We start from the raw sequence: 22,115 nt of genomic DNA on the forward strand, positions 1-22,115 counted from the left end.
AGGCCATTTATCTGTATTAGACACTGACGCTCAAAGGGAACAAGATGGAAAAATCACCTAAGAAAAAGCGCAGTCGGCGCAAGGCGCAGCGCACCTTTGCTGGTGCAGCAGCCTTGACGCTCGGCCTCACGGGTGCGGGTTTCCTCGCATCGGCGCTTGCCCCGAACGCGCAGGTCGCTACTGCGCAAAAAGATGACCAGGCAATGATTCAAGAAGGCAAGGACATTTACGACGTCGCTTGCATCACTTGCCATGGTGCGAACCTCCAGGGTGTTGAAGGCCGCGGCCCGTCCCTGATCGGCACCGGCGAAGGTGCTGTGTACTTCCAGGTCAACTCCGGACGTATGCCGATGATGTCGAATGACGCTCAGGCTGAACGCAAGCGTCCTCGTTACACCGAGTCCCAAGCACTGGCACTGGCTGCCTATGTTGCTGCCAACGGTGGGGGACCGGAGCTGGTGTACAACCCAGACGGTTCACTCGCGAAGGAAGAGCTTCGCGGTAAGAACTACGATGGCCAGATTCAGGCTGGCGACGTCGCACGTGGCGGCGAGCTCTTCCGCTTGAACTGCGCGTCTTGCCACAACTTCACCGGCCGCGGTGGCGCACTGTCTTCTGGTAAGTATGCGCCGGAGTTGGACCCTGCGAATGAGCAGGAGATCTACCAGGCGATGCTGACTGGCCCGCAGAACATGCCAAAGTTCTCGGATCGCCAGCTCAGCGCCGACGAGAAGCGCGACATCATTGCGTTTATTAAGTCCTCGAAGGAAACCCCAAGCCCTGGCGGTTACGCCCTTGGTGGCCTTGGCCCAGTTTCTGAAGGTATGGCTATGTGGATGATCGGCGTAACGCTCGTTGCTGCCGCAGCTATCTGGATTGGATCGCGCTCATGAGTGAAGTAAACAAGAACTACACATCCCAAGATTTGGACCGCATGAATAATGCGGAGCTCGCTGCTCTGGGCACGGAACTCGACGACGTCACCGTTGCGTACCGCAAGGAGCGGTTCCCAGTTGATGGCGACCCACGCGAGAAGTCTTCCGAGCTCGGAATCAACATTTGGTTGATTATTTCGGTGCTCTGCGGAATCGCGTTCCTCGGTGTCTACCTCTTCTGGCCATGGGAGCCACGCTTCCACGGCGATGAAGGACTTTGGGTTTACACGCTTTACACGCCACTGCTCGGCCTTACTTCTGGTGTCGGTTTTGCCGCCCTGGGTATCGCGATTGTCCAGTACGTGAAGAAGTTCATCCCTGAGGAGATCTCCGTACAGCGTCGTCACGACGGCCGTTCTTCCGAATTGGACCGTCGCACGACGACCGCTCTGCTGAATGATGCCTGGGAGACTTCCACCCTTGGTCGTCGCAAGGCAATGAAGGGTCTGCTTGGCACCGCTGGTGTTCTCGCCGGCCTCATGGTCGTTGCACCCCTCGGTGGCATGATCAAAAACCCGTGGAAGAAGCGCCACGACCTTAACTACTTAGGTGATGGCACGCTTTGGACTCACGGATGGACCATGCAGGAGAAGGGCGTCAAGGTTTACCTCGGTCGCGACACTGGCGCGATCGCCGAGCTGCACGAAGGTGTAGCTGGCTCGCACTACTCCACGGCAGGTGTTTCCCGCCTGGTGCGTATGCGTCCAGAAGACCTCGCTGCTGCTTCCATGGAGACGGTATTCCCGCTCTACCCGGAGGATGTCAACGATGGTGACATTTACGACCCAGAGCGCGACGTATACGAACACCACATGCACTCGCTGCATGGCCCTCGTAACGCAGTTATGCTGATCCGCCTTCGCTCTGAGGACGCACGCCGCGTCGTTGAGCGTGAAGGTCAGGAAGATTTCCACTACGGGGATTACTACGCATACTCCAAGATTTGTACGCACATTGGTTGCCCGACCTCGCTTTACGAAGCGCAGACGAACCGCATCCTTTGTCCGTGCCACCAGTCGCAGTTCGACGCACTGCAGTACGGCAAACCGATCTTCGGACCGGCTGCCCGTGCTCTGCCTCAGCTTCCTGTGACTGTTGACGAAGACGGTTACCTCATCGCCAACGGAAACTTCATCGAGCCCGTCGGCCCGGCATTCTGGGAGCGTAAATCCTAATGAGTACTAAACTTGCACAAGCCGCGGACAACGTTGATTCGCGGTACACGGTAGCCGGTTTCCTCCGGCCACAGTTGAATAAGGTCTTCCCGAGCCACTGGTCTTTCATGCTCGGTGAGATGGCGCTGTACAGCTTCATTATCTTGCTGCTGACAGGTATTTACCTCGCGCTGTTCTTTGACCCTTCCATTACGAAGGTGATCTACGACGGCGGGTACCTACCGCTCAACGGCGTGGAAATGTCACGCGCGTACGCCACGGCTCTGAATATTTCATTCGAGGTCCGCGGTGGCCTGTTCGTTCGTCAGATGCACCACTGGGCTGCGCTGATGTTCATGATGGCGATGTTCGCCCACATGATGCGTATCTTCTTCACCGGTGCGTTCCGCCGCCCACGTGAGGCTAACTGGGTCATCGGCGTTACCCTGATTCTCATCGGCATGGCCGAAGGCTTCATGGGTTACTCTCTGCCAGACGACCTGCTCTCTGGTGTTGGCCTCCGTATTATGTCTGCCATTATTGTTGGTATCCCGATCATCGGTACCTGGATGCACTGGGCAATCTTCGGCGGCGACTTCCCGTCTGACCTTATGCTGGACCGCTTCTACATCCTGCACGTTCTGATCCTCCCGGGCGTGATCCTGGCTCTGATCGCGGCGCACCTGCTGCTCGTCTGGTTCCAGAAGCATACCCAGTTCCCAGGCCCCGGCCGTACGGAGAACAACGTTGTTGGCATCCGCATTATGCCGGTCTTCGCAGTCAAGGCGATCGGCTTCATGATGGTTGTCTTCGGTGTCCTCGCTGCTATGGCTGGTCTGACCACCATCAACGGCATTTGGAACATCGGCCCATACAACCCGTCGCAGGTCTCCGCCGGTTCGCAGCCTGACGTTTACATGCTGTGGACTGACGGCGCAGCTCGTGTCATGCCAGCGTGGGAGCTCTACCTCGGCCCATACACCATTCCGGGTGCCTTCTGGGTTGCCCTCATGTGTGGCGTCATGGTCGTCCTGCTGATCAGCTACCCGTTCATCGAAGCGAAGGTGACCGGTGACACGGCGCACCACAACCTGCTGCAGCGCCCTCGTGACGTTCCAGTGCGTACCGGCCTCGGTGTGATGGCACTCGTGTTCTTCCTGTTGCTGACGATTTCCGGTGGCAACGACCACGTTGCTCACTTCTTCCAGATCTCGCTGAACGCGATGACCTGGTTCGGTCGCATCGGTCTCATTGTCTTGCCGCCGTTCGCATACTGGCTGACCTACCGTATCTGTGTTGGTCTGCAGCGTTCCGACCGTGAGGTTCTGGAGCACGGTATCGAAACGGGCATCATCAAGAAGCTGCCTAACGGTGCGTTTGTGGAGATCCACCAGCCGCTTGGCCCAGTCGACGAGCATGGACACCCAGTGCCGCTCGATTACGCTGGTGCTCCGGTTCCGAAGCGCCTCAACCAGCTCGGCTTCGCTGACTCCGAGACCATCGGTAAGTTCAAACCTGCTGAGCTTGGCGTTTCCGAGCGCGTCCGGGACGCGCAGCGCGAGAACCACCATGAGGAGATCGAGACGTTGCGCAAGCTCGAGGAAACCAAACACCTCGATGACCGCAATGCTTCTGAATAGGCTCTAACACACTAGCGGTCGCTCAAGGCGCCCTGGTTGGTTGTACGAGAGTACAGCTGGCCAGGGCGTTTTTGTATGTCTGGTCAGTTCACTTTTGGAACCCAGCACCTTTATCTCACTCGTGCTATGACACAAGCCCACTTCAGGCTTCGTTCTGTTACGGCACTTGGTATAAATGCGGAGCAATGGCTCACCGCTTCACGTCTGAAGGCGGAGGAATTTGAAGCCATTTCGAAGCGTTATGGAAGCGTTACACAATATTAGTGAGTAATGTCACATAAGAGTGATTTAGTGCATTCTTACCAAATCGGCTCTCTGTGTACAGGTGAGGAAGGTTCGCAAAAGCGCAGGTAGAAGGTCGTTCGTCAGGTTCGGTACATTGTGGCGCTCTGCTTGTAGTTCTCAGGAAAATTCGCGCGAAATGGGGGAGAGGAAAAATAACGGAACGATAACGGCCGTGTCGTTGGACAAAGATGTTTCCGTTTCGTAACCTAATCGAGACATTGCAGCAACAGCCGTTGAAAGCAAACAGTAAGTACATATAGCGCCTAATTCCCTGAGCCTTAGTGGCTTCAGGAAGCCGGGGACCCAAGCAGGATTTTCTCTCTGGGGTGAATGCGAACGAGAGCGGAGTTTTCCGTGGAAGTCGTAAGGCTGGTTCTCTAGCCCAACCCGTCAGCTAACTCGGTCGGCAAAAGAGAAGATATGGAGTTTTACAATTATGGCTAAGCACCGTCGTCAGGCACACAGCACTGCACGTAACGTCGCGGTAGTGACCGCAGCAGCTGCAGGTGCCTCGCTGCTCTCGCCAATCTCTGCAGAGGCGGCTGAGGTTCGCGTCCCGAACTCGCCGGTAGCTGTTCAGGTTCCAGGTATTGAGAACGTGCCGGGCATCGCTGCGATTCCTGGCATCGAGGCTTGGATCCCATCCCTGGCAGGTCAGAAGTCCAATGCTGATGTCCCAACGGCAATTGCACAGGTTCGTGCGGTTCCTGGCGTCAACAACGTACCTTCGTTTGGTGCATGGCTGGCAAACGTCGAGGCTCAGTTCAAGGCGCCAGTCGCGAAGGCATACTCCGCAAACGTTGCTGCGCCGGCAGTTGCTCCAGCGCCGCAGGTCTCCGCAGGTCAGCGCCTGGTCGATATTGCACGTACAAAGATTGGTGCTGCATACGTATACGGCGCTGCAGGCCCGAACGTGTTCGACTGCTCCGGTTTCACCTCCTGGGTATATGCGCAGGCTGGTAAGTCCATCCCTCGTACCTCGCAGGCGCAGGCGGCTGCGGGTACTCCGGTTCCGCTTGATCAGCTTCAGCCTGGTGACATCGTGGCTTACTACGGTGGCGCTTCCCACGTTGGTATCTACACCGGTAACGGCACTATCATTGATGCACTGAACACCAACGCTCCGGTCGCTGAGCGTCCACTGCACATGATGCCAGTGCACTCCGCTGTGCGCTTCTGAGCTCGGTATTTATCGGCCGATCCAAACGATTGTGGTGGGGGTCGGCAGAAGAATTACAAGATTGTAACTTTAAGCCCCTCTCGCTATATTGGTGATAGTTTTTCTTGCCAGCGAAGGGGCTTTAAGTGGCTAAACACTCTTTACATGCGCGTCATGTTGCAAATGGGCGTTCCTGGGGGAAGCGCGTGGCGCTGGGTGCATCGCTCTCTGTCGTTGTGAGCAGTAGCGTTGTTGCTCCGTCCGCAGTGGCGGATGACGTCGAAGAACTGATTCATCAGGTTGATGAGCTTTCGCATGAGGTCACCGCAAAGGTAGAAGAGCTCAAGGGCGTCGAGGATGATATTGCCGCGAAGTCGGAGGAACTTGAGCGCTTGCAGTCTGACGCGGCGGATGCGCGTACCCAAGTCCAAGCTGCGAAAATCGCTCGTGATGATCTCCAAAGGGAAGTAGACCGCCTCGCTGCGTCCCGGTACCGCAACGTCCAGGCCGATGTGATCCTTACAACGCTGGACTCTGGTAGTCCCCAGACTGCTATTGACCGTGCTGCGTACCTGGATTCGCTGTCCCGCAAGCAGCAAAGTGTGCTCCGCGAGTACGAAGGCGCTGCCCAGGACGCGGCAACGAAGGCGAATGCTGCAAACGTAGCCCTTGCGGAAGCGCAGTATCTCCGCAATGACCTTGATTCAAAGCGTTCGAAGCTCGAGCGTGAGCGCGAGGCGCTGCAGGGACAGATTGAGGAGATTGAGGCGCGCGTCGATAATTTGTCGCCGGAGGCGCGTTCGTTGTGGGAGGGACGTCTGCACCCCGTTGATGCTGGCTCGTTGCCTCCGGTGGGGGATGGGGTTGTCGGTGCCGCGCTCGCGCAGGTTGGCAAGCCTTATGGCTGGGGCGCGACGGGGCCGTCGGCGTTCGACTGCTCTGGGCTCATGGTGTGGGCTTACGGGCAGAACGGTAAGGCGATCCCGCGTACCTCGCAGGCTCAGCTTGCTGGTGGCATGCCGGTGAGCATGGGAGACCTGCAGCCAGGTGACATTGTCGGTTATTACCCGGGAGTGAAGCACGTTGGCATGTATATCGGCGACGGCATGGTTGTGCATGCCTCTGACTACGGTATTCCGGTTCAGGTTGTCCCGTTGAATTCGATGCCGGTCCAGGGCGCTGTCCGTTATTAAGCACCATGACTGTTTTATTGGTGACGAATGATTTCCCACCGACTGTCGGTGGGATTCAGTCGTACTTGCGGGATTATGTGCAGGAGGTCGTTCACCGTCGGGGGGCGCAGAGCATCATTGTGTTTGCCTCGATGCAGGATAAGGCGGCTGCTCTCGCTTGGGATGTGGAACAGCCGTACACGATTATTCGTTGGCCTTTTCCGGTGATGTTGCCTACTCCTGCTGTCCGGAGGATGATGCAGCGAATTATCAGGGAACAGCACGTCGATACGGTGTGGTTTGGTGCTGCAGCTCCTCTTGGAGTGATGGGGGGTGCTGCGAAGCGTGCGGGTGCTTCGCGGGTTGTGGCGACGACGCATGGCCATGAGGTCGGGTGGTCAATGTTTCGCATTGGTCGTCGACTGCTGCGAACGATTGGCGGTAGTGCCGATGTAATCACGTACATTTCGGAGTACACACTGGGGCGATTCAAGGAAGCATTTGGTCCGAATCCTCAGTTCGTTGCGCTTCCCTCAGGCGTATCGACGTCCCGCTACGCGCCCGCAACGCAGCAGGAGAAGTTGGAGACCAGAGCTTCGTTCCGAATCGGCGCGGAGTCTCCGCTGATTGTGTGTGCGTCGCGTCTGGTGAAACGCAAAGGGCAAGACCGGTTGATCCGCGTCCTGCCTAGGGTGCGCGAGCAGGTGCTGGGTGCACAATTGGTGATTGTTGGGGAGGGGCCGTATGCCCGTCGGCTTCACGCGATGGCGGAGGGCGTCGACGGTGTCAGGTTCACCGGGCGGGTCAGCGACGATGACCTGTGTCGAATCGTTGCGGCTGCAGACGTGTTCGCGATGCCGGTTCGTACCCGCGGCGGAGGCCTCGACGTTGAGGGTCTCGGGATTGTGTTTCTCGAGGCCCAGGCGTGTGAGGTGCCGGTGGTCGCTGGTGATTCGGGCGGTGCGCCGGAAACGGTGACGGACCACAGCGGAGTGGTCGTCGATAAGAATGATGATGCACTTGTCGCGGCGTTGGTGCGTCTGCTGCGTGATCCCCTGCTGCGGGAATCGATGGGGGAGGCGGGTCGACGCCATGTGCAGCGGGAGTTTTCGTGGCAGGTGTTGGGGGAGCGGTGTGAGAAATTATTATTTTCTCAGGCTCTCGGCGACTAGCATGGTCATGTATGTCTACTGAATCCAAGCTGACTGTCGGTTTTGATATCGGCGGGACGAATACTCGCGCAGCAGTGGTTGATGACTCTGGGCGCATCGTTGCATCGATATCTACTGGTACTCCGCAGACTGGTGATGAGCTTATCGACGTCATCGTCGATATGGTGCGGCAGCTGCAGCGGGAGTACGTGGTTGATGCTGTCGGCTTGGCTATCGCCGGTTTTCTTGACCCGGACTGCGAGATCGTGCGGTTCGCCCCGCATTTGCCGTGGCGCAACGACCAGCCGGTTCGGGCGCAGCTTGAGGAGGCTCTGGGGCTACCAGTCCGCCTTGAGCACGACGCGAACGCGGCAGCCTGGGGTGAATACCGATTTGGCGCAGCAAAGGATGCGGATATCTGGGTGTTCTTTGCCGTCGGTACCGGTATCGGCGCAACGCTGATGATTGATGGCAAGATTTACCGCGGATCGTTCGGCACTGCCCCCGAGTTCGGGCACTTGACTGTTGTGCCAGATGGTCGCGTGTGTTCCTGCGGTAAGCAGGGCTGCTTGGAGCGGTACGCCTCGGGCACGTCGTTGGTGGACTGTGCTTTGGAGGTCGCAGCGCACGGCGGTTTTAAGAAGTGCGGTTTGTACCGGAAAGTCGTCGATAAGCGGGCGACGGGCCATGACGTGATGGAGGCTGCACGCGAGGGCGATGAGCTTGGCGTGAAGGCGCTTGCGAGTTTTGCGGAGTGGCTGGGCCGTGGTTTGTCGATAGTGGCTGACGTTATGGATCCGGGCCTGGTGGTTCTTGGCGGTGGCGTGAGCGCCGACGCAGACCTCTTTATGGAAGATGCCAAGGATTCGTTGCGTCGTAACATGGTTGGCTCCGGGTACCGCCCTGTTCCGGAGATTCTATGCGCAGAGCTGGGCCCGCAGGCAGGTATGATCGGTGTCGCAGACTTGGCTCGTGAGGATCTAGCAGGGAGACAGCGTGCATAACAAGTGGTATTCGGCGTTTAAGGCGTTGCTAGGTCCAGCGCTGCTCGTGTGGAACCGTCCCACGATTGAAGGCGCGGAGCATGTGCCGGACGAAGGCGGCGTCATTCTTGTCTCGAACCACCAAGCGGTGATGGATTCGTTCTATCTGCCGCTGATGCTGCGTCGGCAAATCACGTTTCCGGCGAAGAGCGAGTACTTTACGCAACCTGGCTTGAGGGGCAGGTTCAAGCGGTTTTTCTTTACCGCTGTTGGTCAGATCCCTGTGCATCGCGGTGATTCGAATGCGGGCGCGAACCTGCAGCAGGCTGCGCGCGAGGTGATTGTTGATCGCAACGACGTGTTCGGTATCTACCCGGAAGGCACGCGTTCACCGGATGGTCGCATCTACAAGGGGCGCACCGGTATGGCTCGTGTCGCGATGGACACGGGAGCGCCGGTGATCTTGGTGGCCATGATTGGCACCCGCGAGGCGAACCCGATCGGGTCGGTGCTTCCGCGCCCGGCGAAGGTCCGCATCAAGCTCAGCGAACCTATTGACCCGCACGCTTGGGCGACGGAGCACGGATTTGATCCGCACTCGCGGGAGGTGATGCGTCCGTTTACGGACTTCGTGATGCATAAGATGTCTGCGTTGTCCGGGTACCCGTACGTGGATGTGTATGCTTCGGACGTCAAAAAGCATCTGGAAGAGACGGGGCGCTATCCTGAGGGCGCCGAGCCCGAAGAGGATTAAGTAAGGACGTTTGATGGACCGGGACCTCGTTATTCGTATTGTGCTCGTGTGCTGCGCGGTGGGAGCGTATCTCGTCACGAGTGAACTTGAGATAGCCAGGAATGTGATTTCGCCGCTACTCGTACTGTTCGTTGCAGCGGTGATGTTTTGGCCACGCAAACCTGAGGGCCCGGAGGGTGAGGCGAACTAGTGCGTTACTTTTACGACACAGAGTTCATCGAAGACGGCTCGACCATTGAGCTAGTCTCCATCGGCATCGTCGCGGAGGACGGCCGTGAATACTACGCGGTGTCCAATGAGTTTGACGCCGCGCGTGCGAACCAGTGGGTGCGCGACAATGTCTTGGATAAACTGCCCGGTGCTGGTCACCCCGCATGGAAGTCGCGGGAGCAGATCCGCAGTGAGGTCTACGAGTTCTTGACGACGCCCCGCTCCGCCCCGGAGCTTTGGGCATGGGTGGGGGCGTACGATCACGTTGTGCTGGCGCAGCTGTGGGGTGACATGACCGGGTTGCCGATGAACCTTCCGCGCTTTACTCGAGAGCTGAAGCAGTACTGGGAAATGGCGGGGCGGCCGAGGCTGCCACAGGTGCCGCGCGGGAACCACGATGCATTGGTAGATGCGCGCCATAACCTGAAGAAGTACCGCGTATGCGCGGAATATTTGCCGCTTGACCGGCTTGGCCGCGCGTCTAGATCGTGAGACGCGCGTTTCACACTTTGAGTCTGTGCAGGTATTCGCGCCGCAAAGTTGTGGTATTCGTCGCAGCTTCGTGCTAAACACTAAGTGTGAGTTGGACAGTAGATATCCCCAAAGAAGTTCTCCCCGATTTGCCACCGCTCCCGGGAGACCTCAATGCACAGTTCCAGGACGCGTTGTCGCGTGACGCGAAGCAGCAGCCGAGCTGGGACCGTCATGAGGCTGAGTATGTGCGGAAGATTCTCGAATCTGTACCGCCGGTAGTTCTTGCCCCAGAGGTTGAAGAACTCAAGCAGAAAATGGCGAAGGTCGCTAACGGTGAAGCGTTTTTGCTTCAGGGTGGTGACTGCGCGGAGACATTTGAGTCCAACACAGAGCCTCATATCCGCGCGAACGTGCGTACACTCCTGCAGATGGCGGCAGTGTTGACGTACGGCGCGTCGATGCCCGTAGTGAAGCTCGGGCGTATCGCCGGGCAGTACGCAAAGCCACGTTCATCTGATCTCGACGGCAACGGCTTGCCGAATTACCGCGGTGACATCGTCAATGGCGTCGAACCGACTCCGGAGGCGCGTCGCCATGATCCCGCTCGCATGGTCCGCGCGTACGCAAATGCGTCTGCGGCTATGAACCTGGTTCGTGCACTTACTGCGTCCGGTACCGCGGACCTGCACAACATCAACACTTGGAACCGCGAGTTTGTGACCAACTCTCCGGCGGGTGCACGCTACGAGGCGCTCGGCCGTGAGATTTCGCGCTCGCTTGCCTTCATGGATGCTTGTGGCGTGAGCGACGAACACCTCCGGACCTCGGAGATTTACGCCTCCCACGAAGCTCTGCTTGTGGACTACGAGCGCGCAATGCTGCGCCTCGCCGAAGACGATCAGGGGGAGACGCGGCTGTATGACCTGTCCGCGCATCAGCTGTGGATCGGCGAGCGCACCCGCGATCTCGATGACTTCCATGTGAACTTCGCCGCGATGATCGATAACCCGATCGGCATCAAGTTGGGGCCGACGACCACTCCGGAAGAAGCCGTGGCGTACGCGGATAAGCTCGACCCGAATTTCGAGCCTGGCCGTTTGACGATGGTGATCCGGATGGGGCACGACAAGATTCGCGAAGTGTTGCCAGGCATCGTCAACGCCGTCGAGGCATCTCGCCATAAGGTGATTTGGCAAAGCGACCCGATGCACGGCAACACGTTTACGGCGTCAAATGGTTACAAGACCAGGCACTTTGACAAGATTCTGGATGAGGTCCAGGGCTTCTTCGAGGTGCACCGTCAGTTGGGCACGCACCCGGGTGGCATCCACATTGAGCTGACCGGCGAGGCGGTCACCGAGTGCCTCGGCGGTGCGCAGGACATCACTGACGTTGACCTGCCAGGCCGCTACGAATCTGCCTGCGACCCGCGCTTGAACACTGAGCAGGCACTCGAGTTGGCCTTCCTCGTAGCGGAGATGTTGCGCTACTAAGATTGCGCGCGGCGGTGGCGCCTTAGGGCATCGGTAGGAGGATCTGCGGAATCTCGCCGTACATGCCGGACCCGAGCCACCAGCCGCCCACCGCAACCAAGCCTGTGCAGATTGCGCTGAACACTAGGAAAACTGCCAGGCCGATTCCCGAGCGGTTGCTCACCGGCTTGCGAGGTCGCGCCGGGGAAAGCGGGGCTTGCGGTGGAGCCGGGGCTGGCACCTGTGGTGGTGGCGGTGCAGGCGCCGGGGGCTGGACTGTCGGCGCATCCACACGTGTTCTCGGGGAATCATCTGTTGAATTCGGCCGGAGGCGAAACTGCGTGGGGTGAGCTGCGGCACGATTCGCTGCGGAATGCCTTGGTACGGGTACCGCGTAGGGTGGTAGCTCAAGCGCGTCCGCTACGTCGTTGAGCGCAGCGAGGAACTCCGATGCGTCATGGAAGCGGTCGTGGGGGTCGGTCGCGGTGGCGGTGGCCACGAGTTCGTCGAAAAGCTTTGGTACGCCTCCGATCCGAGAGCTGGGCGCGGGCACCACATCATGTAGCCGTGCGAAGGCGTGCGCGATGGGGGTATCGCCGTTGAAGGGCTGCTGGCCGGTGAGTAGCTCAAAGAGCACGATGCCTGCGGAATAGACGTCGGAGGCCTGCGTGATTGGTGAACCGTCCACTTGCTCGGGGGAGAGGTAGGCGACCGTACCTACGATCTGGTCGGTGGAATGCGTGATGTCTGAGACCGCACGCACAAGGCCGAAGTCCGCAAGCTTGACACTGTGATCGCTGTTAATCAGGATATTGTCCGGTTTGATATCGCGGTGCACCATTCCTTTTTGGTGCGCGACCGCGAGGCCAGTGAGCACAGCCCGCATTACCTCGGCGGCGGCGTGCGGTGGCATGGGACCGCGCTCGGCGAGCAGCTCACGCAGTGTTCCACCGGTGATGAGCTCCATGATTAAAAATACTTGATTCGTGGGTTCGCCTTGGGCAGCGAAGTCGTACACGTTGACCAGGTTGGGGTGGGAAAGCTGGGCCATCGCCCGAGCTTCTCGACGAAACCTCTCACGAAACACGCTGTCATGCACGTAGGACTCGTGCATCACCTTGGCGGCAACTTCACGGCCTAAACGCGTATCGACGCAGCGGTATACCGTTGCCATGCCACCGCGTGCGATGGGGCGATCGATGATGTACCGGTTGTCCAGCGTGTCTCCAACTGCGAGCTGTGCCATGCGCTCCAGTATGGCCCAAACGTGCTCTCGACGCGTAAACTGTCGGTCGTGAGTGCTCAACAGACTATTGATTCTTTGCTCGAACACGATGAACTGCTGACCTTTCCCGAAGTTGCGGAAACACTCGGCGTTCCAGTCACAAAAATCCACGACTATGTTCACGCCGACAAGCTCCTCGTTTACCGCAAGGACGGCGTGAATTACATTCCTGCGCTCCTGCTGGCGGACGGCGAGATGTCAAAGTTCATCAGCGGTGCAATCACCGTGCTTGCGGACGGCGGCTTTTCCCCCGAAGAGTCGCTTCAGTACCTATTTACCCCCGATGAATCACTGAGCGGCCGTCCAATCGACGCGCTGCACGGCCATGGTGCCCGCGAAGTTATTCGCCGAGCACAGGCGATGGCGTTTTAGCCTGCTTGAACGGCCACACCGCAAGCACTGCTGCAAAGGCCACGAACGGTGCCGCGACGAGGAACCAGGCATCGTAAAAGCGGTGGTTACCGCCGCCTGTAAACGCCAGCACGATGATCACGCTCGCACCCACGGCGACCTGTTGCACCCACCGCGGTGCCCGGAAAGTTCCCACGAGTGCCAAAATCGACGCGTAGTACCAGGGGAGCGTGACCGCATTCGTGATGAACGCGGCGACGTACGCGGCGGTCGTGCCCTGGACAGCGCGCACGTCGTTCGCTGCACCCGGTTTCGGGCGGAACCACCACCACACAACGGCTAACGCCACCAACATCAGGATGGAAGCGGCCGCGCGCACGACAACGAGCAGGCTGTTGTAGTAGAAGTGGTCGTCGAAAAGCTGGAAACCGGGAGCGAGTATCTCGGTGACCAGCGTGGGCCCTGCCAACGGGTTGATCACCTTCGAGTTGCCGGAGATCTCAGCCAGCCATCCCCACGACGCGCCAGACGCCGCGGTGACAACATAAAGCACCCCGCCTGTCAGCGCGATAGACCAAGCCGTGGCAAGGATGAACACGCCGCACTTCTTAAGCACAGATGCTGATGCACCCGCGAAATGGGCAACCATCAGCCACACGATGAAAGGCATCGCCACGGCAGCCGTGGCCTTGAGCGAGACCGCGACAGCCACCACAGCGATGGCGCCACTAAAAGTGGCGAAGGTTGCTGGGCGGCGTAGTGCCCACACGATGCCGACGCTGACGAGCCCCACCATCACGGCCTCGTTGTGCATGCCGCCAACCATATGCAGCAGCATCAAGGGGTTCGTCGCTCCAATCCAGAGCGCAAATGCACTGTCGCCGCCGAGCTGCTGCGCAATTTTCGGGACCGTGATGATAATCAGCGCGAAACCCGCCAGCGCTAGGAGCCGATATGCAACGATGCCGGCGCCTACACTATCGCCAGTTACCAGTGTGATCAGCTTGCCTAACCCCAGGTGCAGCGGACCGTACGGGGTGGTGGTGTTGCGCCAGTCGTGCGAGACTTCCCACAGCAGCGGGCCGGGGTTGACGGCCGCACCTTCTGAGTATGGGTCGAAGCCGTCGCGAAGCATGGCGCCTTGCATCAGATAGGAGTACACGTCGCGCGAGAGCATCGGTGCGCTCAGAGCGAGTGGTGCGGTCCACAGCCAGGTGGTGCGCCGTACCGTATCGAAGGTGGGACGCGTACGCCACAGCCACAGCCAGGCAAGCAACAACAAAACGATGCCGACGCTCATCGTGATGTCCATGAGCGCACGCCCGTGCCCGTACGTCAGATTGTCGACACCCAACATACGCATCACGCCGCCACGGTTGCGGGTGGCCCCGGCCCCAAAGGAGCCAAGGGCCACCAAGATACTTGCCAGCAGCCCTAGTCGTGTCGGCGAAAGAGACTTCATTGCTACATACGCCTAGCCGTGGCTTTGATAGCTAAGTCACGCATGAACTGCGCAACTGCATCATCAATCCCTGCGTCCGAAAGGTGCTGCAGGCCTGATTCAGTGAGGCGGTCGATGCGCGCCTCTACTGCCTCGACGGCGCCACTTTCTTGAATAAGCTCTGCGAGTTCGGAAAGCTCCTCGGGCGATGCTGCGACGCCAATCCCGTCGCGAAGGCGTTGCGCTGCGGCAGGATCGGACGCATCCAAGTTTGCCAGCGCAGTGGCGAACAAGACGGTGCGCTTGCCCTCACGGATATCGTCGCCAGCAGGCTTGCCGGTCACCTCAGGTTCGCCGAAGACCCCAAGGATGTCGTCGCGGAGCTGGTACGCAATGCCAATATCACGTCCGTAACCACGGAACGCGGCGATCGTTGCATCCGGTGCGCCGGCAATCGCGGCGCCAAGGTGGAGCGGCCGTTCAATCGTGTACGCAGCGGTCTTGTACCGATTCACCTTGTCTGCGAGCTCAACAGATTCGCTGCCCTTAGCCTCTAACATGATGTCCAGCAGCTGGCCGCCGATCACCTCAGTGCGCATCCCCACCCACGGCTTCGCCGCGCGGTCGAGGGCATCATTCGTGAGCCCCGAGTATCGCCACATGTCTTCTGCCCACACCAGCGCAAGATCGCCAATCAAAATGGCCGAGTGCTCGCCGAACGAAGCGGCGTCACCACGGTAGCCTTCGTTGCGGTGCGTAGCCTCAACCGCGCGGTGCACTGTTGGGTTGCCGCGCCGGGTGTCGGAGGCGTCGATAATGTCGTCGTGGATGAGCGCACATGCCTGAATGAACTCGAGCGAGCTCACTGCGCGCAGCACTGCGTCGGGGTTCTCCTGGCTGTGGTCAAGCCCTCCTGCGCCGATGAAGCCAGCCCAACCGTAGAGTGGCCGTATCCGCTTGCCTCCACCGAGGACAAACTTGCGCAGGTAAGAGACTGCGTCCTCCACCGGGGCACCAATTTCCGCGACTACCGATTCCTGGCCGTCGAAGAACACGCGAAGTTGCTCCTCAACAAGCGCGGGGATGGCCTCGAGCGTTGGCCCTTGTGAGGATACTTCAGACACGTTGTGCTCCATTCCAGAATCTGTCGTAGACGTATGCACCTAGAGACTACCGAGTTACCACGACAAACCTACAACATTGGTGAGGCGCTGAGTGGCAGCGATCGCCCAAGAATCGCAAATGGCCGCGGATCAGCGGGGTAGAGGTAGTTACGTGCGACGTCGGAGAACCCAAATTTGCGGTAGAGCTTGAACGCACCGTTGTCCTCGTGCTCGACCTCAGGGGTAGACAGTAGAGCAAATTTTGCCGGCGCAAGGCGCAGGAGCTCCCGGAGCAACCTCGCGCCGATACCTCTCCCTTGATAGCTAGGGAGCACATGGATTTCAGCGACCTCAAAGTAGCTTTGGAGTAACTCCTTTTCGCTTTTCGACGGCCCCCCTTGCATGGCAAGCGCCCGCCTGAGCTGCTGATCCCACCATCGTTCACGCTGTCCCAACATTCCGTATGCAATGCCGATGATCGTGTCGTCAGCAACTGCCGCGATTGCAGTGAAGCCTGGGGAGAGAGCCTCTTGGCGCCAGGAGGAGATGCGTTGCGCCCGAACATTGACCGGGTAGTCCATGGCCTCTATATAGAGGTCGACGAGTGCAGGCGTTGCAAGAAGGTACTCGGCCGATGTGAGTCGGCGGATTTCGGTCTTCATGCCTTTATCGAACCATGAGTTCGGGAAGTTTCGCCATATTCGAACAAATGAGCGAAGTTCTGGGGGGTTTGTCGGACCCATTTTCTATATTCATCTCAAATGCGAAAGGGAAATGAAGGAGAAATCAACATGAACAGCGTTATCTCTGCGACAACGAACGAAGTTTACGGTGCTCGCGTCCGTCAATCGAAGCGTGACCAGTTTCTTGAAACTGCCGATGGTTGCCTCACGTATGCCTATGGGCGATTTGAGGAGGGGGCGTACGACGAGGCTATGGAATATGCCTACCGTGCAGCGCTGCGGACTGCGGGTGCGGTGTGTTCCGATAGTCCGGTAATTCAGAAGCGAAAGCGGCTGCCAAGTAGTGCGTGGAAGAAGCTTGCGCTCACGGGGAAGGGCGGTGAGCGGTGGGCGAATGTGTTTGAGTCGTTCTCGCGGGAACGCGGCCGCGTTGCCTCGGGGATTGAGCATATGCCGCCAGCTGGCAGGGTTGCGCAGTTGCTTGAGCAGGCGGAACAGTTCCACCTCGAGGCACTTCCTGCCGGAAATGGTGTTGCGGCTTAGCCGGGGCAATCTTGCCCTCGTCTCCCGGGGAACAAAGGCGCTAGGATGGCCGTTGTATGGATAGCAACGTCCGCTTTGGAGCTTGGGAGTAGAGCAGTGTCACTTTCTGAACAGGAGCAGCAAGCACTCCGCGCAATTGAGCAGTCACTCATGGCAGATGACCCTTCATTTGTGCAAAGCGTCGGCCGAAACGCCGACTATGCGGCTCCATCGTCCACAGGCCGGATTACGATGCGCAGCGTTGCGTTAATGGTGCTTGGAGTGGTGTTGTTGCTCGGCGGTGTTGCGCTTGCCTCGCTTTCCATTTGGACAGTAATCATTAGCGTTATCGGGTTCGGCGTCATGATGGCTGGTGGAATCATGGCGTTGCGCACCCCAGCGCATGGCCCATCTGTATCGCAGTTGCGGAATGTTTCCCGGAACCAGCCGAAGTCTCCTCGAGTGAGCTCGATGGAGCAGAACTTTAAACGCCGGTTCGAGGATCGGCCTTAATCCTAAAAAGGACCACGCCCCCTTTACTGGGGGCGTTTTTTATTGTGTGGGCGAAGCCAAGCGCCCCACTTTCACCCACATTCTCCACTTTTGCCCACACGTGTATGCGGAGATGGACTTTTGTGGGTATTTCTTTGCGTATCTAGTCGACTAGTGGGGTGATTGTGGCTATTGTGAAGCGCGAAAGGGGGAGGGAGCCCCACCGTTTTCTTACTCGTTGACCTGCGGTTATGTTGAAGTCGGTAATCTTTTTTGTGTGTGGTGTGGCATTTGTGGGGCACAGTGGGTTAAAGTGGGGCGTAGCGGAAGGCGCGGTGGTGTGCTGACTACACACCTTTGTCGCACGAAGCAGAGAAAACTACATACATCACGTGTCTGACGGCGTAGAGGAAGGTGGGTCGCCCGATGTTTCTGGGAACCTACACTCCCAAGCTTGATGACAAAGGACGCTTGACGCTGCCTGCGAAGTTCCGAGAGGACCTCGCGGACGGGCTGATGGTGACCAAGGGGCAAGATCACTCTTTGGCGGTCTACCCCCGTGCGGAGTTCGCAGCGCGAGCCAAAAAGGCTGCTGCAGCATCCCGCACGAACCCGAAGGCTCGAGCGTTCATTCGTAATCTGGCTGCCAGTGCGGATGAGCAAACGCTTGACGGTTCTGGTCGTATCACGTTGTCGGCGTCGCACCGGGAATACGCAAACCTTTCCAAGGAGTGCGTGGTCATCGGTTCTGTAGATTTTCTCGAGATCTGGGATGCACAATCCTGGGCTCAATATCAAGAAGAGACTGAAGCCGCCTTCTCGGCGGCGGATGACGACGACATACTCTCCGGTCTGCTGTAAGGCTGACTACCTGACAGTGGACATCGACTACTGACGGAGAGCGTGTACGGACTCTATCCCGGGCGTGAAGCGTTCTGGTGTACTTCCCCGACATCAGAGCAGCCGCCCGGGGTAGGGCTCTATACGCTCCCCAAACATGGGTGTAGGTAATTTTCAGAACAACGCAGTGAAGGGAGTGTGCCCGACAATGGTAGAAGCCGCGATGGACTTTGATCCGGTGGCAAACCGTGGCCACGTTCCCGTGATGCGTAACCGGATGGCGGAATTGCTCGCACCAGCAGTTGAGCAATTCGGCGATCGCGCAGTGATTGTCGACGGCACCCTCGGGGCAGGCGGCCACACTGAGTACTTTCTTTCTACATTTCCAAACGCGTACGTTATTGGAATCGACCGCGACCCAAACGCGTTAGCTGCGGCAACGGAGCGTCTGGCTCCATTCGGCGACCGTTTTGTTCCGGTGCAAGCCCGTTTTGACGCAATTGGCGAAGTTGCGGCTTCTGACGAGCGGGTGCCTTTCGGCATCGTCCGCGAAAATGGAGTTGCCGGGGCGCTGTTTGACCTTGGCGTTTCTTCGATGCAGCTCGATCAGGAAGAACGCGGTTTCGCGTACAAGGTCGATGCCCCGCTAGATATGCGGATGGATACGACGCAATCGCTCACTGCAGCTGACGTGCTGAATACCTACTCGCACGGTGACTTGGCACGCATTTTGAAGACGTACGGAGACGAGCGTTTTGCGGGAAAGATTGCTCGGGCGATTGTTCAGCAGCGTGAACAGGAGCCATTCACAACGAGTGCGCGTCTGGTGGAGCTGCTGTACGACACGATTCCGGCAGCCACACGTAGGTCGGGCGGGCACCCGGCAAAGCGAACGTTTCAGGCGCTGCGGGTCGAAGTGAACCGCGAGCTCGAAGCGGTCGAGCAAGTCCTCCCCGTCATTACTGACCTCCTCGGAGTTGGTGGACGTGCGGTCTTCATGAGCTATCAATCGCTGGAAGACAAAATCGTCAAGGCGGCGTTTCGGGAACTCACGGAGTCGAAAACCCCACCGGGGCTCCCGATGGACTTACCCGGTACGCAGCCGCTGTTTCGATCCATCACAAATGGGTCGGAGAAGGCGTCGAAAACTGAAATTGAACATAACCCTAGAGCGGCGTCCGTACGGGTACGTGGTGTCGAGAAACTAGCACAAGGCAACTAAGGAACTGATCAATCATGGCAGCACGAGAGCACAGCGGATCGAACATGACGCTGACGCGCGGTGATCAGGCGCGCCCGCAGACGCGGCGCTCCGGCCAGCAGCGTAGCGCGAACACTCGGCTGCTCAACCCGGGAATTCGGCCACACGTCCCACACCCGCGTACTCACGGGCGGTTGGGGTCGAAGCAGATTGTGTCCTACCGCGGCAGGAGGATTGCGCAGCCGGCTGTCGCTAAGAAACAGTTGTCGCTGACGTTCACAGTGACGGTGGTACTGCTGGTATTCGGGGTTGTTGCTGCGATGGGGCTCAGCGCTTTGTCGACGACGCAAACGTTTACCATTCAGCGCCTTCAGGCGCAGGAACGAGAGCTGACCAACCGTGTCGAATCGCTGACCCGCGACCTTGAGGACCGCAAATCATCCGCAGAGATTGCACAACGTGCAGGTGACGCAGGCCTGTTGGTTCCATCGGCTCCAGGGATCGTTGCGGTGCATGAAGATGGCAGTGTGCATGAGCAGCGTCCGTTCGACCCGAACGCAACTGTCGGTGTGGTGGACGTGAATGAGTCTCACGCACGATCTGGGCGCGCGTCGAGTGACCAGCAAGCAACTCGCGAAATCGGTGATTCTTTGACGCAGCTTCCTGGCAATAACGTGCTTGGCAGCACTTCTCGTTTGGACAACGTGGCGCCGTATGCGCCGAATGTCCCACCTACGCTCTAAGCTCTAAGGGCACGAATCGTTTCTTACCCGTTGAATGCAATTGAGTGAGGTGAATATAGGGCAGTGGTCGAATCGCACCCGGACCGGAGAAAACGAACTGCTCGGCCACGTGCCCTGCAAGCACCTCAAGCGCCTAAGACACGGCGAAGTGTGTTGCACCAGCGGTCCCAATGGGCAGTAATTCTGTTTCTTGTAGTCAGCGTATTTTTGGTCGGCAGGCTGTTTCTTGTGCAGGTGGTGTGGGGCCCACAGCTGCGCGAGCAGGCGCAGTCGCAGCGCGCCAGGATTTACACTGACCCCGCGCGGCGCGGTGAGATCGTGGACCGCGAAGGTAACCACCTGGCGTACACGATGCAGGCGCGGTCGTTGACTGTGTCGCCGGTGACGCTTCGTAAGGAATTGCGTGAGCAGGTCATGCTCAATGAAAACATTCCGAATCTCGACGATGACGCGACGCGAGCCATGGTTGACGCGAGAGTCGAGGATATTCTGCGCACGATGGCCAACGAGATTCCCGTCATGATTGGCGAGGCAATGGGCGAAGAGGACGTCGATAGGCGACGAGACAATGACGATATGCGCAGTGTGGGCAAGGTTGACGCACGCGACATCCTCGAGAAGCTGCACGCGGATTCGAACTACGAGGTACTTGTCCGGAACGTGGACCCTGATGTGGCGTCGAACATTGCTGCTGAGTTCCACGGCGTGGCCTCGGACCACCAGGACATCCGGCAGTACCCGAACGGGGCGATTGCTGAAAACATCCTCGGCAAGGTGTCGATGGACGGGCAGGGACAGTTTGGGCTTGAAGCATCGAGTGATGCGGTGCTCACCGGGATCAACGGGCGCAAGACAGAGGACGTGTCGAACGACGGGCAGTCCATCCCCGGTACGCTGCGCGATGTTGTACCCGCGGTGGATGGCGCGAAGATCACCTTGACGATCGACCTGGACCTGCAGTCGTTTGTGCAGCAGACTCTGGAGAACGCGAAACGGAACTCGTTGGCAAAGGACGCCGAGGCAGTAGTGCTCGATGCCCGCAGTGGTGAAGTGCTAGCAATGGCGAATACCTCTACTATTGACCCGAACGGGGACATCGAACGGCAGCTGCGCGAAGGGAAGGACTTCAGCAATAACGCGATCTCGCACCCGTTTGAGCCGGGTTCCGTGGCGAAGATTATCGCAGCGACTGCGGCAATTGAGGAGAAGGTGACTACTCCGGAAGAAGTACACCAAGTGCCGGGCTCTATCGACATGGCTGGTATTACTGTGCGCGACGCGTGGGAGCATGGCGTGATGCCGTACACCACAGCGGGCATCTTCGGGAAGTCCTCGAATGTGGGCACCTTGCAGATTGCGCAGAAGCTGGGCGAGGAGCGCTATTGGGATTACCTGCAGCGCTTCGGAATCGGAAACACAACCGGCATTGAGCTGCCCAACGAGTCCGCCGGTCTGTTGCCGGTGCTAGAGCAGTGGTCCGGAGGAACGTTTGCGAACCTACCAATTGGGCAGGGAATGAGCTGGACAGCGCTTCAGATGGCCAGCGTCTACCAAACGCTTGCCAACGGTGGCGAGCGGATTACGCCTCGCATTATCCGCAGCATTGAAAGTGCAGAGGGCACACCGCTGGAACAGCCCGAACCTGAGCGGCATCGTGTGGTGTCGGAGGCGACGGCACGCACAGTCGTGGACATGTTCCGTTCCACGTTCCAAAACGACCCGGCAGGGATCAACAACGGTACCGCCCAGAACAGCCAACTTCCTGGCTATCAGCTTTCGGGCAAGACTGGTACCGCGCAAAAGGTGAATCCTGAGACTGGCGCCTACTCGCAAAACCAGTTCTGGATTACGTTTGCTGGCATCGCGCCTGCGAACGATCCGCGATTTGTCGTGGCCGTCATGCTTGATGAGCCGCAGCGAGGTACACGAGAAGGCGGAGCCGGTGGACAGTCGGCAGGTCCGGTGTTTACTGAAATCGCCAGCTGGTTGATCAATAGGGAGAACTTGCCACCTAGCCCAGAAGCGGACCAGTACGTTTTGCAAGCCCAGTAGGGAAGTTTCACAA

21 protein-coding genes, 1 pseudogene and 1 riboswitch are annotated in these 22,115 nt (G+C 58.7%); of the genes and pseudogenes, 18 read left to right on the forward strand and 4 right to left on the reverse strand.

Features of this window, described 5'->3' with window-relative positions; all coding sequences use genetic code 11:
* Positions 1–44: 44 nt before the first annotated feature.
* From QP752_RS03395 to QP752_RS03445, 11 genes are all read left to right on the forward strand, one after another.
* The gene (locus QP752_RS03395; protein WP_070362191.1) at positions 45–893 is read left to right on the forward strand and encodes a cytochrome c; all 849 of its coding nucleotides are present in this window, start codon (positions 45–47) and stop codon (positions 891–893) included.
* Entirely contained in the window at positions 890–2,110 is a 1,221-nt protein-coding gene (locus QP752_RS03400) for a ubiquinol-cytochrome c reductase iron-sulfur subunit (protein ID WP_070362192.1), read from the forward strand. Before QP752_RS03395 ends, QP752_RS03400 begins: the two co-directional genes overlap by 4 nt.
* On the forward strand, positions 2,110–3,729 hold the full coding sequence (locus QP752_RS03405; protein WP_070362193.1) for a cytochrome bc complex cytochrome b subunit: 1,620 nt from the start codon (positions 2,110–2,112) through the stop codon (positions 3,727–3,729). The genes QP752_RS03400 and QP752_RS03405 overlap by 1 nt, the downstream gene beginning before the upstream one ends.
* 535 nt (positions 3,730–4,264) lie before the next feature.
* Positions 4,265–4,436: riboswitch (cyclic di-AMP (ydaO/yuaA leader) on the forward strand.
* A 14-nt stretch (positions 4,437–4,450) separates the two neighbouring features.
* Positions 4,451–5,194, forward strand: a complete 744-nt coding sequence (locus tag QP752_RS03410; RefSeq protein WP_070362194.1) for a C40 family peptidase — start codon at positions 4,451–4,453, stop codon at positions 5,192–5,194.
* A gap of 125 nt (positions 5,195–5,319) precedes the next feature.
* Positions 5,320–6,366: a C40 family peptidase gene (locus QP752_RS03415; RefSeq protein ID WP_284804446.1), complete on the forward strand. Its 1,047-nt coding sequence runs from the start codon at positions 5,320–5,322 to the stop codon at positions 6,364–6,366.
* A gap of 5 nt (positions 6,367–6,371) precedes the next feature.
* Complete coding sequence (locus tag QP752_RS03420; protein WP_256020199.1) at positions 6,372–7,517, forward strand: glycosyltransferase family 4 protein; 1,146 nt, start codon at positions 6,372–6,374, stop codon at positions 7,515–7,517.
* Positions 7,518–7,528: 11 nt separating this feature from the next.
* On the forward strand, positions 7,529–8,500 hold the full coding sequence (locus QP752_RS03425) for an ROK family protein (protein ID WP_284804448.1): 972 nt from the start codon (positions 7,529–7,531) through the stop codon (positions 8,498–8,500).
* The gene (locus QP752_RS03430) at positions 8,493–9,233 is read left to right on the forward strand and encodes a 1-acyl-sn-glycerol-3-phosphate acyltransferase (RefSeq protein WP_070362198.1); all 741 of its coding nucleotides are present in this window, start codon (positions 8,493–8,495) and stop codon (positions 9,231–9,233) included. The genes QP752_RS03425 and QP752_RS03430 overlap by 8 nt, the downstream gene beginning before the upstream one ends.
* 13 nt (positions 9,234–9,246) lie before the next feature.
* Positions 9,247–9,423 carry a hypothetical protein gene (locus QP752_RS03435; protein WP_284804449.1) on the forward strand — a complete coding sequence of 59 codons (177 nt, stop codon included), beginning with the start codon at positions 9,247–9,249 and terminating at the stop codon, positions 9,421–9,423.
* Positions 9,423–9,935 (forward strand): polyadenylate-specific 3'-exoribonuclease AS, encoded by a 513-nt coding sequence (locus QP752_RS03440; RefSeq protein ID WP_284804451.1) that lies wholly within the window; start codon positions 9,423–9,425, stop codon positions 9,933–9,935. The genes QP752_RS03435 and QP752_RS03440 overlap by 1 nt, the downstream gene beginning before the upstream one ends.
* A gap of 86 nt (positions 9,936–10,021) precedes the next feature.
* The gene (locus QP752_RS03445) at positions 10,022–11,410 is read left to right on the forward strand and encodes a class II 3-deoxy-7-phosphoheptulonate synthase (protein ID WP_070362200.1); all 1,389 of its coding nucleotides are present in this window, start codon (positions 10,022–10,024) and stop codon (positions 11,408–11,410) included.
* 37 nt (positions 11,411–11,447) lie between these two features.
* On the opposite strand, the pseudogene QP752_RS03450 reads toward QP752_RS03445, so the two are convergent.
* Positions 11,448–12,635 (reverse strand): annotated as a pseudogene (locus QP752_RS03450) (protein kinase); the annotation flags it as partial.
* Positions 12,636–12,683: 48 nt separating this feature from the next.
* Between QP752_RS03450 and QP752_RS03455 the strand changes: the two are divergent.
* On the forward strand, positions 12,684–13,046 hold the full coding sequence (locus QP752_RS03455) for an Rv2175c family DNA-binding protein (RefSeq protein WP_240492798.1): 363 nt from the start codon (positions 12,684–12,686) through the stop codon (positions 13,044–13,046).
* Here the strand turns inward: QP752_RS03455 and QP752_RS03460 are convergent.
* The 3 genes from QP752_RS03460 to QP752_RS03470 form a co-directional block, all read right to left on the reverse strand.
* Entirely contained in the window at positions 13,015–14,487 is a 1,473-nt protein-coding gene (locus tag QP752_RS03460) for an alpha-(1->6)-mannopyranosyltransferase A (RefSeq protein WP_284804456.1), read from the reverse strand. The two genes, QP752_RS03455 and QP752_RS03460, sit on opposite strands and share 32 nt — an antisense overlap.
* Positions 14,488–14,489: 2 nt before the next feature.
* On the reverse strand, positions 14,490–15,521 hold the full coding sequence (locus tag QP752_RS03465; protein WP_270049411.1) for a polyprenyl synthetase family protein: 1,032 nt from the start codon (positions 15,519–15,521) through the stop codon (positions 14,490–14,492).
* A gap of 137 nt (positions 15,522–15,658) precedes the next feature.
* On the reverse strand, positions 15,659–16,231 hold the full coding sequence (locus QP752_RS03470; protein ID WP_070362204.1) for a GNAT family N-acetyltransferase: 573 nt from the start codon (positions 16,229–16,231) through the stop codon (positions 15,659–15,661).
* Positions 16,232–16,360: 129 nt separating this feature from the next.
* Here QP752_RS03470 and QP752_RS03475 point away from each other — a divergent pair, with 129 nt between their 5' ends.
* From QP752_RS03475 to QP752_RS03500, 6 genes are all read left to right on the forward strand, one after another.
* Positions 16,361–16,795 (forward strand): SAV_6107 family HEPN domain-containing protein, encoded by a 435-nt coding sequence (locus tag QP752_RS03475; RefSeq protein WP_070362205.1) that lies wholly within the window; start codon positions 16,361–16,363, stop codon positions 16,793–16,795.
* 96 nt (positions 16,796–16,891) lie between these two features.
* Complete coding sequence (locus QP752_RS03480) at positions 16,892–17,287, forward strand: DUF3040 domain-containing protein (protein ID WP_070362206.1); 396 nt, start codon at positions 16,892–16,894, stop codon at positions 17,285–17,287.
* Between the two features lie 405 nt (positions 17,288–17,692).
* The gene (mraZ, locus tag QP752_RS03485) at positions 17,693–18,127 is read left to right on the forward strand and encodes a division/cell wall cluster transcriptional repressor MraZ (RefSeq protein WP_070362207.1); all 435 of its coding nucleotides are present in this window, start codon (positions 17,693–17,695) and stop codon (positions 18,125–18,127) included.
* 202 nt (positions 18,128–18,329) lie between these two features.
* Positions 18,330–19,328 carry a 16S rRNA (cytosine(1402)-N(4))-methyltransferase RsmH gene (rsmH, locus tag QP752_RS03490; protein WP_141742248.1) on the forward strand — a complete coding sequence of 333 codons (999 nt, stop codon included), beginning with the start codon at positions 18,330–18,332 and terminating at the stop codon, positions 19,326–19,328.
* Between the two features lie 14 nt (positions 19,329–19,342).
* Positions 19,343–20,050 (forward strand): hypothetical protein, encoded by a 708-nt coding sequence (locus QP752_RS03495; protein ID WP_070362209.1) that lies wholly within the window; start codon positions 19,343–19,345, stop codon positions 20,048–20,050.
* Between the two features lie 150 nt (positions 20,051–20,200).
* Positions 20,201–22,102, forward strand: coding sequence for a penicillin-binding protein 2 (locus QP752_RS03500; RefSeq protein ID WP_070362210.1), 1,902 nt, complete (start codon positions 20,201–20,203; stop codon positions 22,100–22,102).
* Positions 22,103–22,115 lie beyond the last annotated feature (13 nt).

Origin of the sequence: Corynebacterium sp. UMB10321 (assembly GCF_030228725.1) — a bacterium.
In the GTDB taxonomy this organism is placed as follows: Bacteria; Actinomycetota; Actinomycetes; order Mycobacteriales; family Mycobacteriaceae; genus Corynebacterium; species Corynebacterium pseudogenitalium.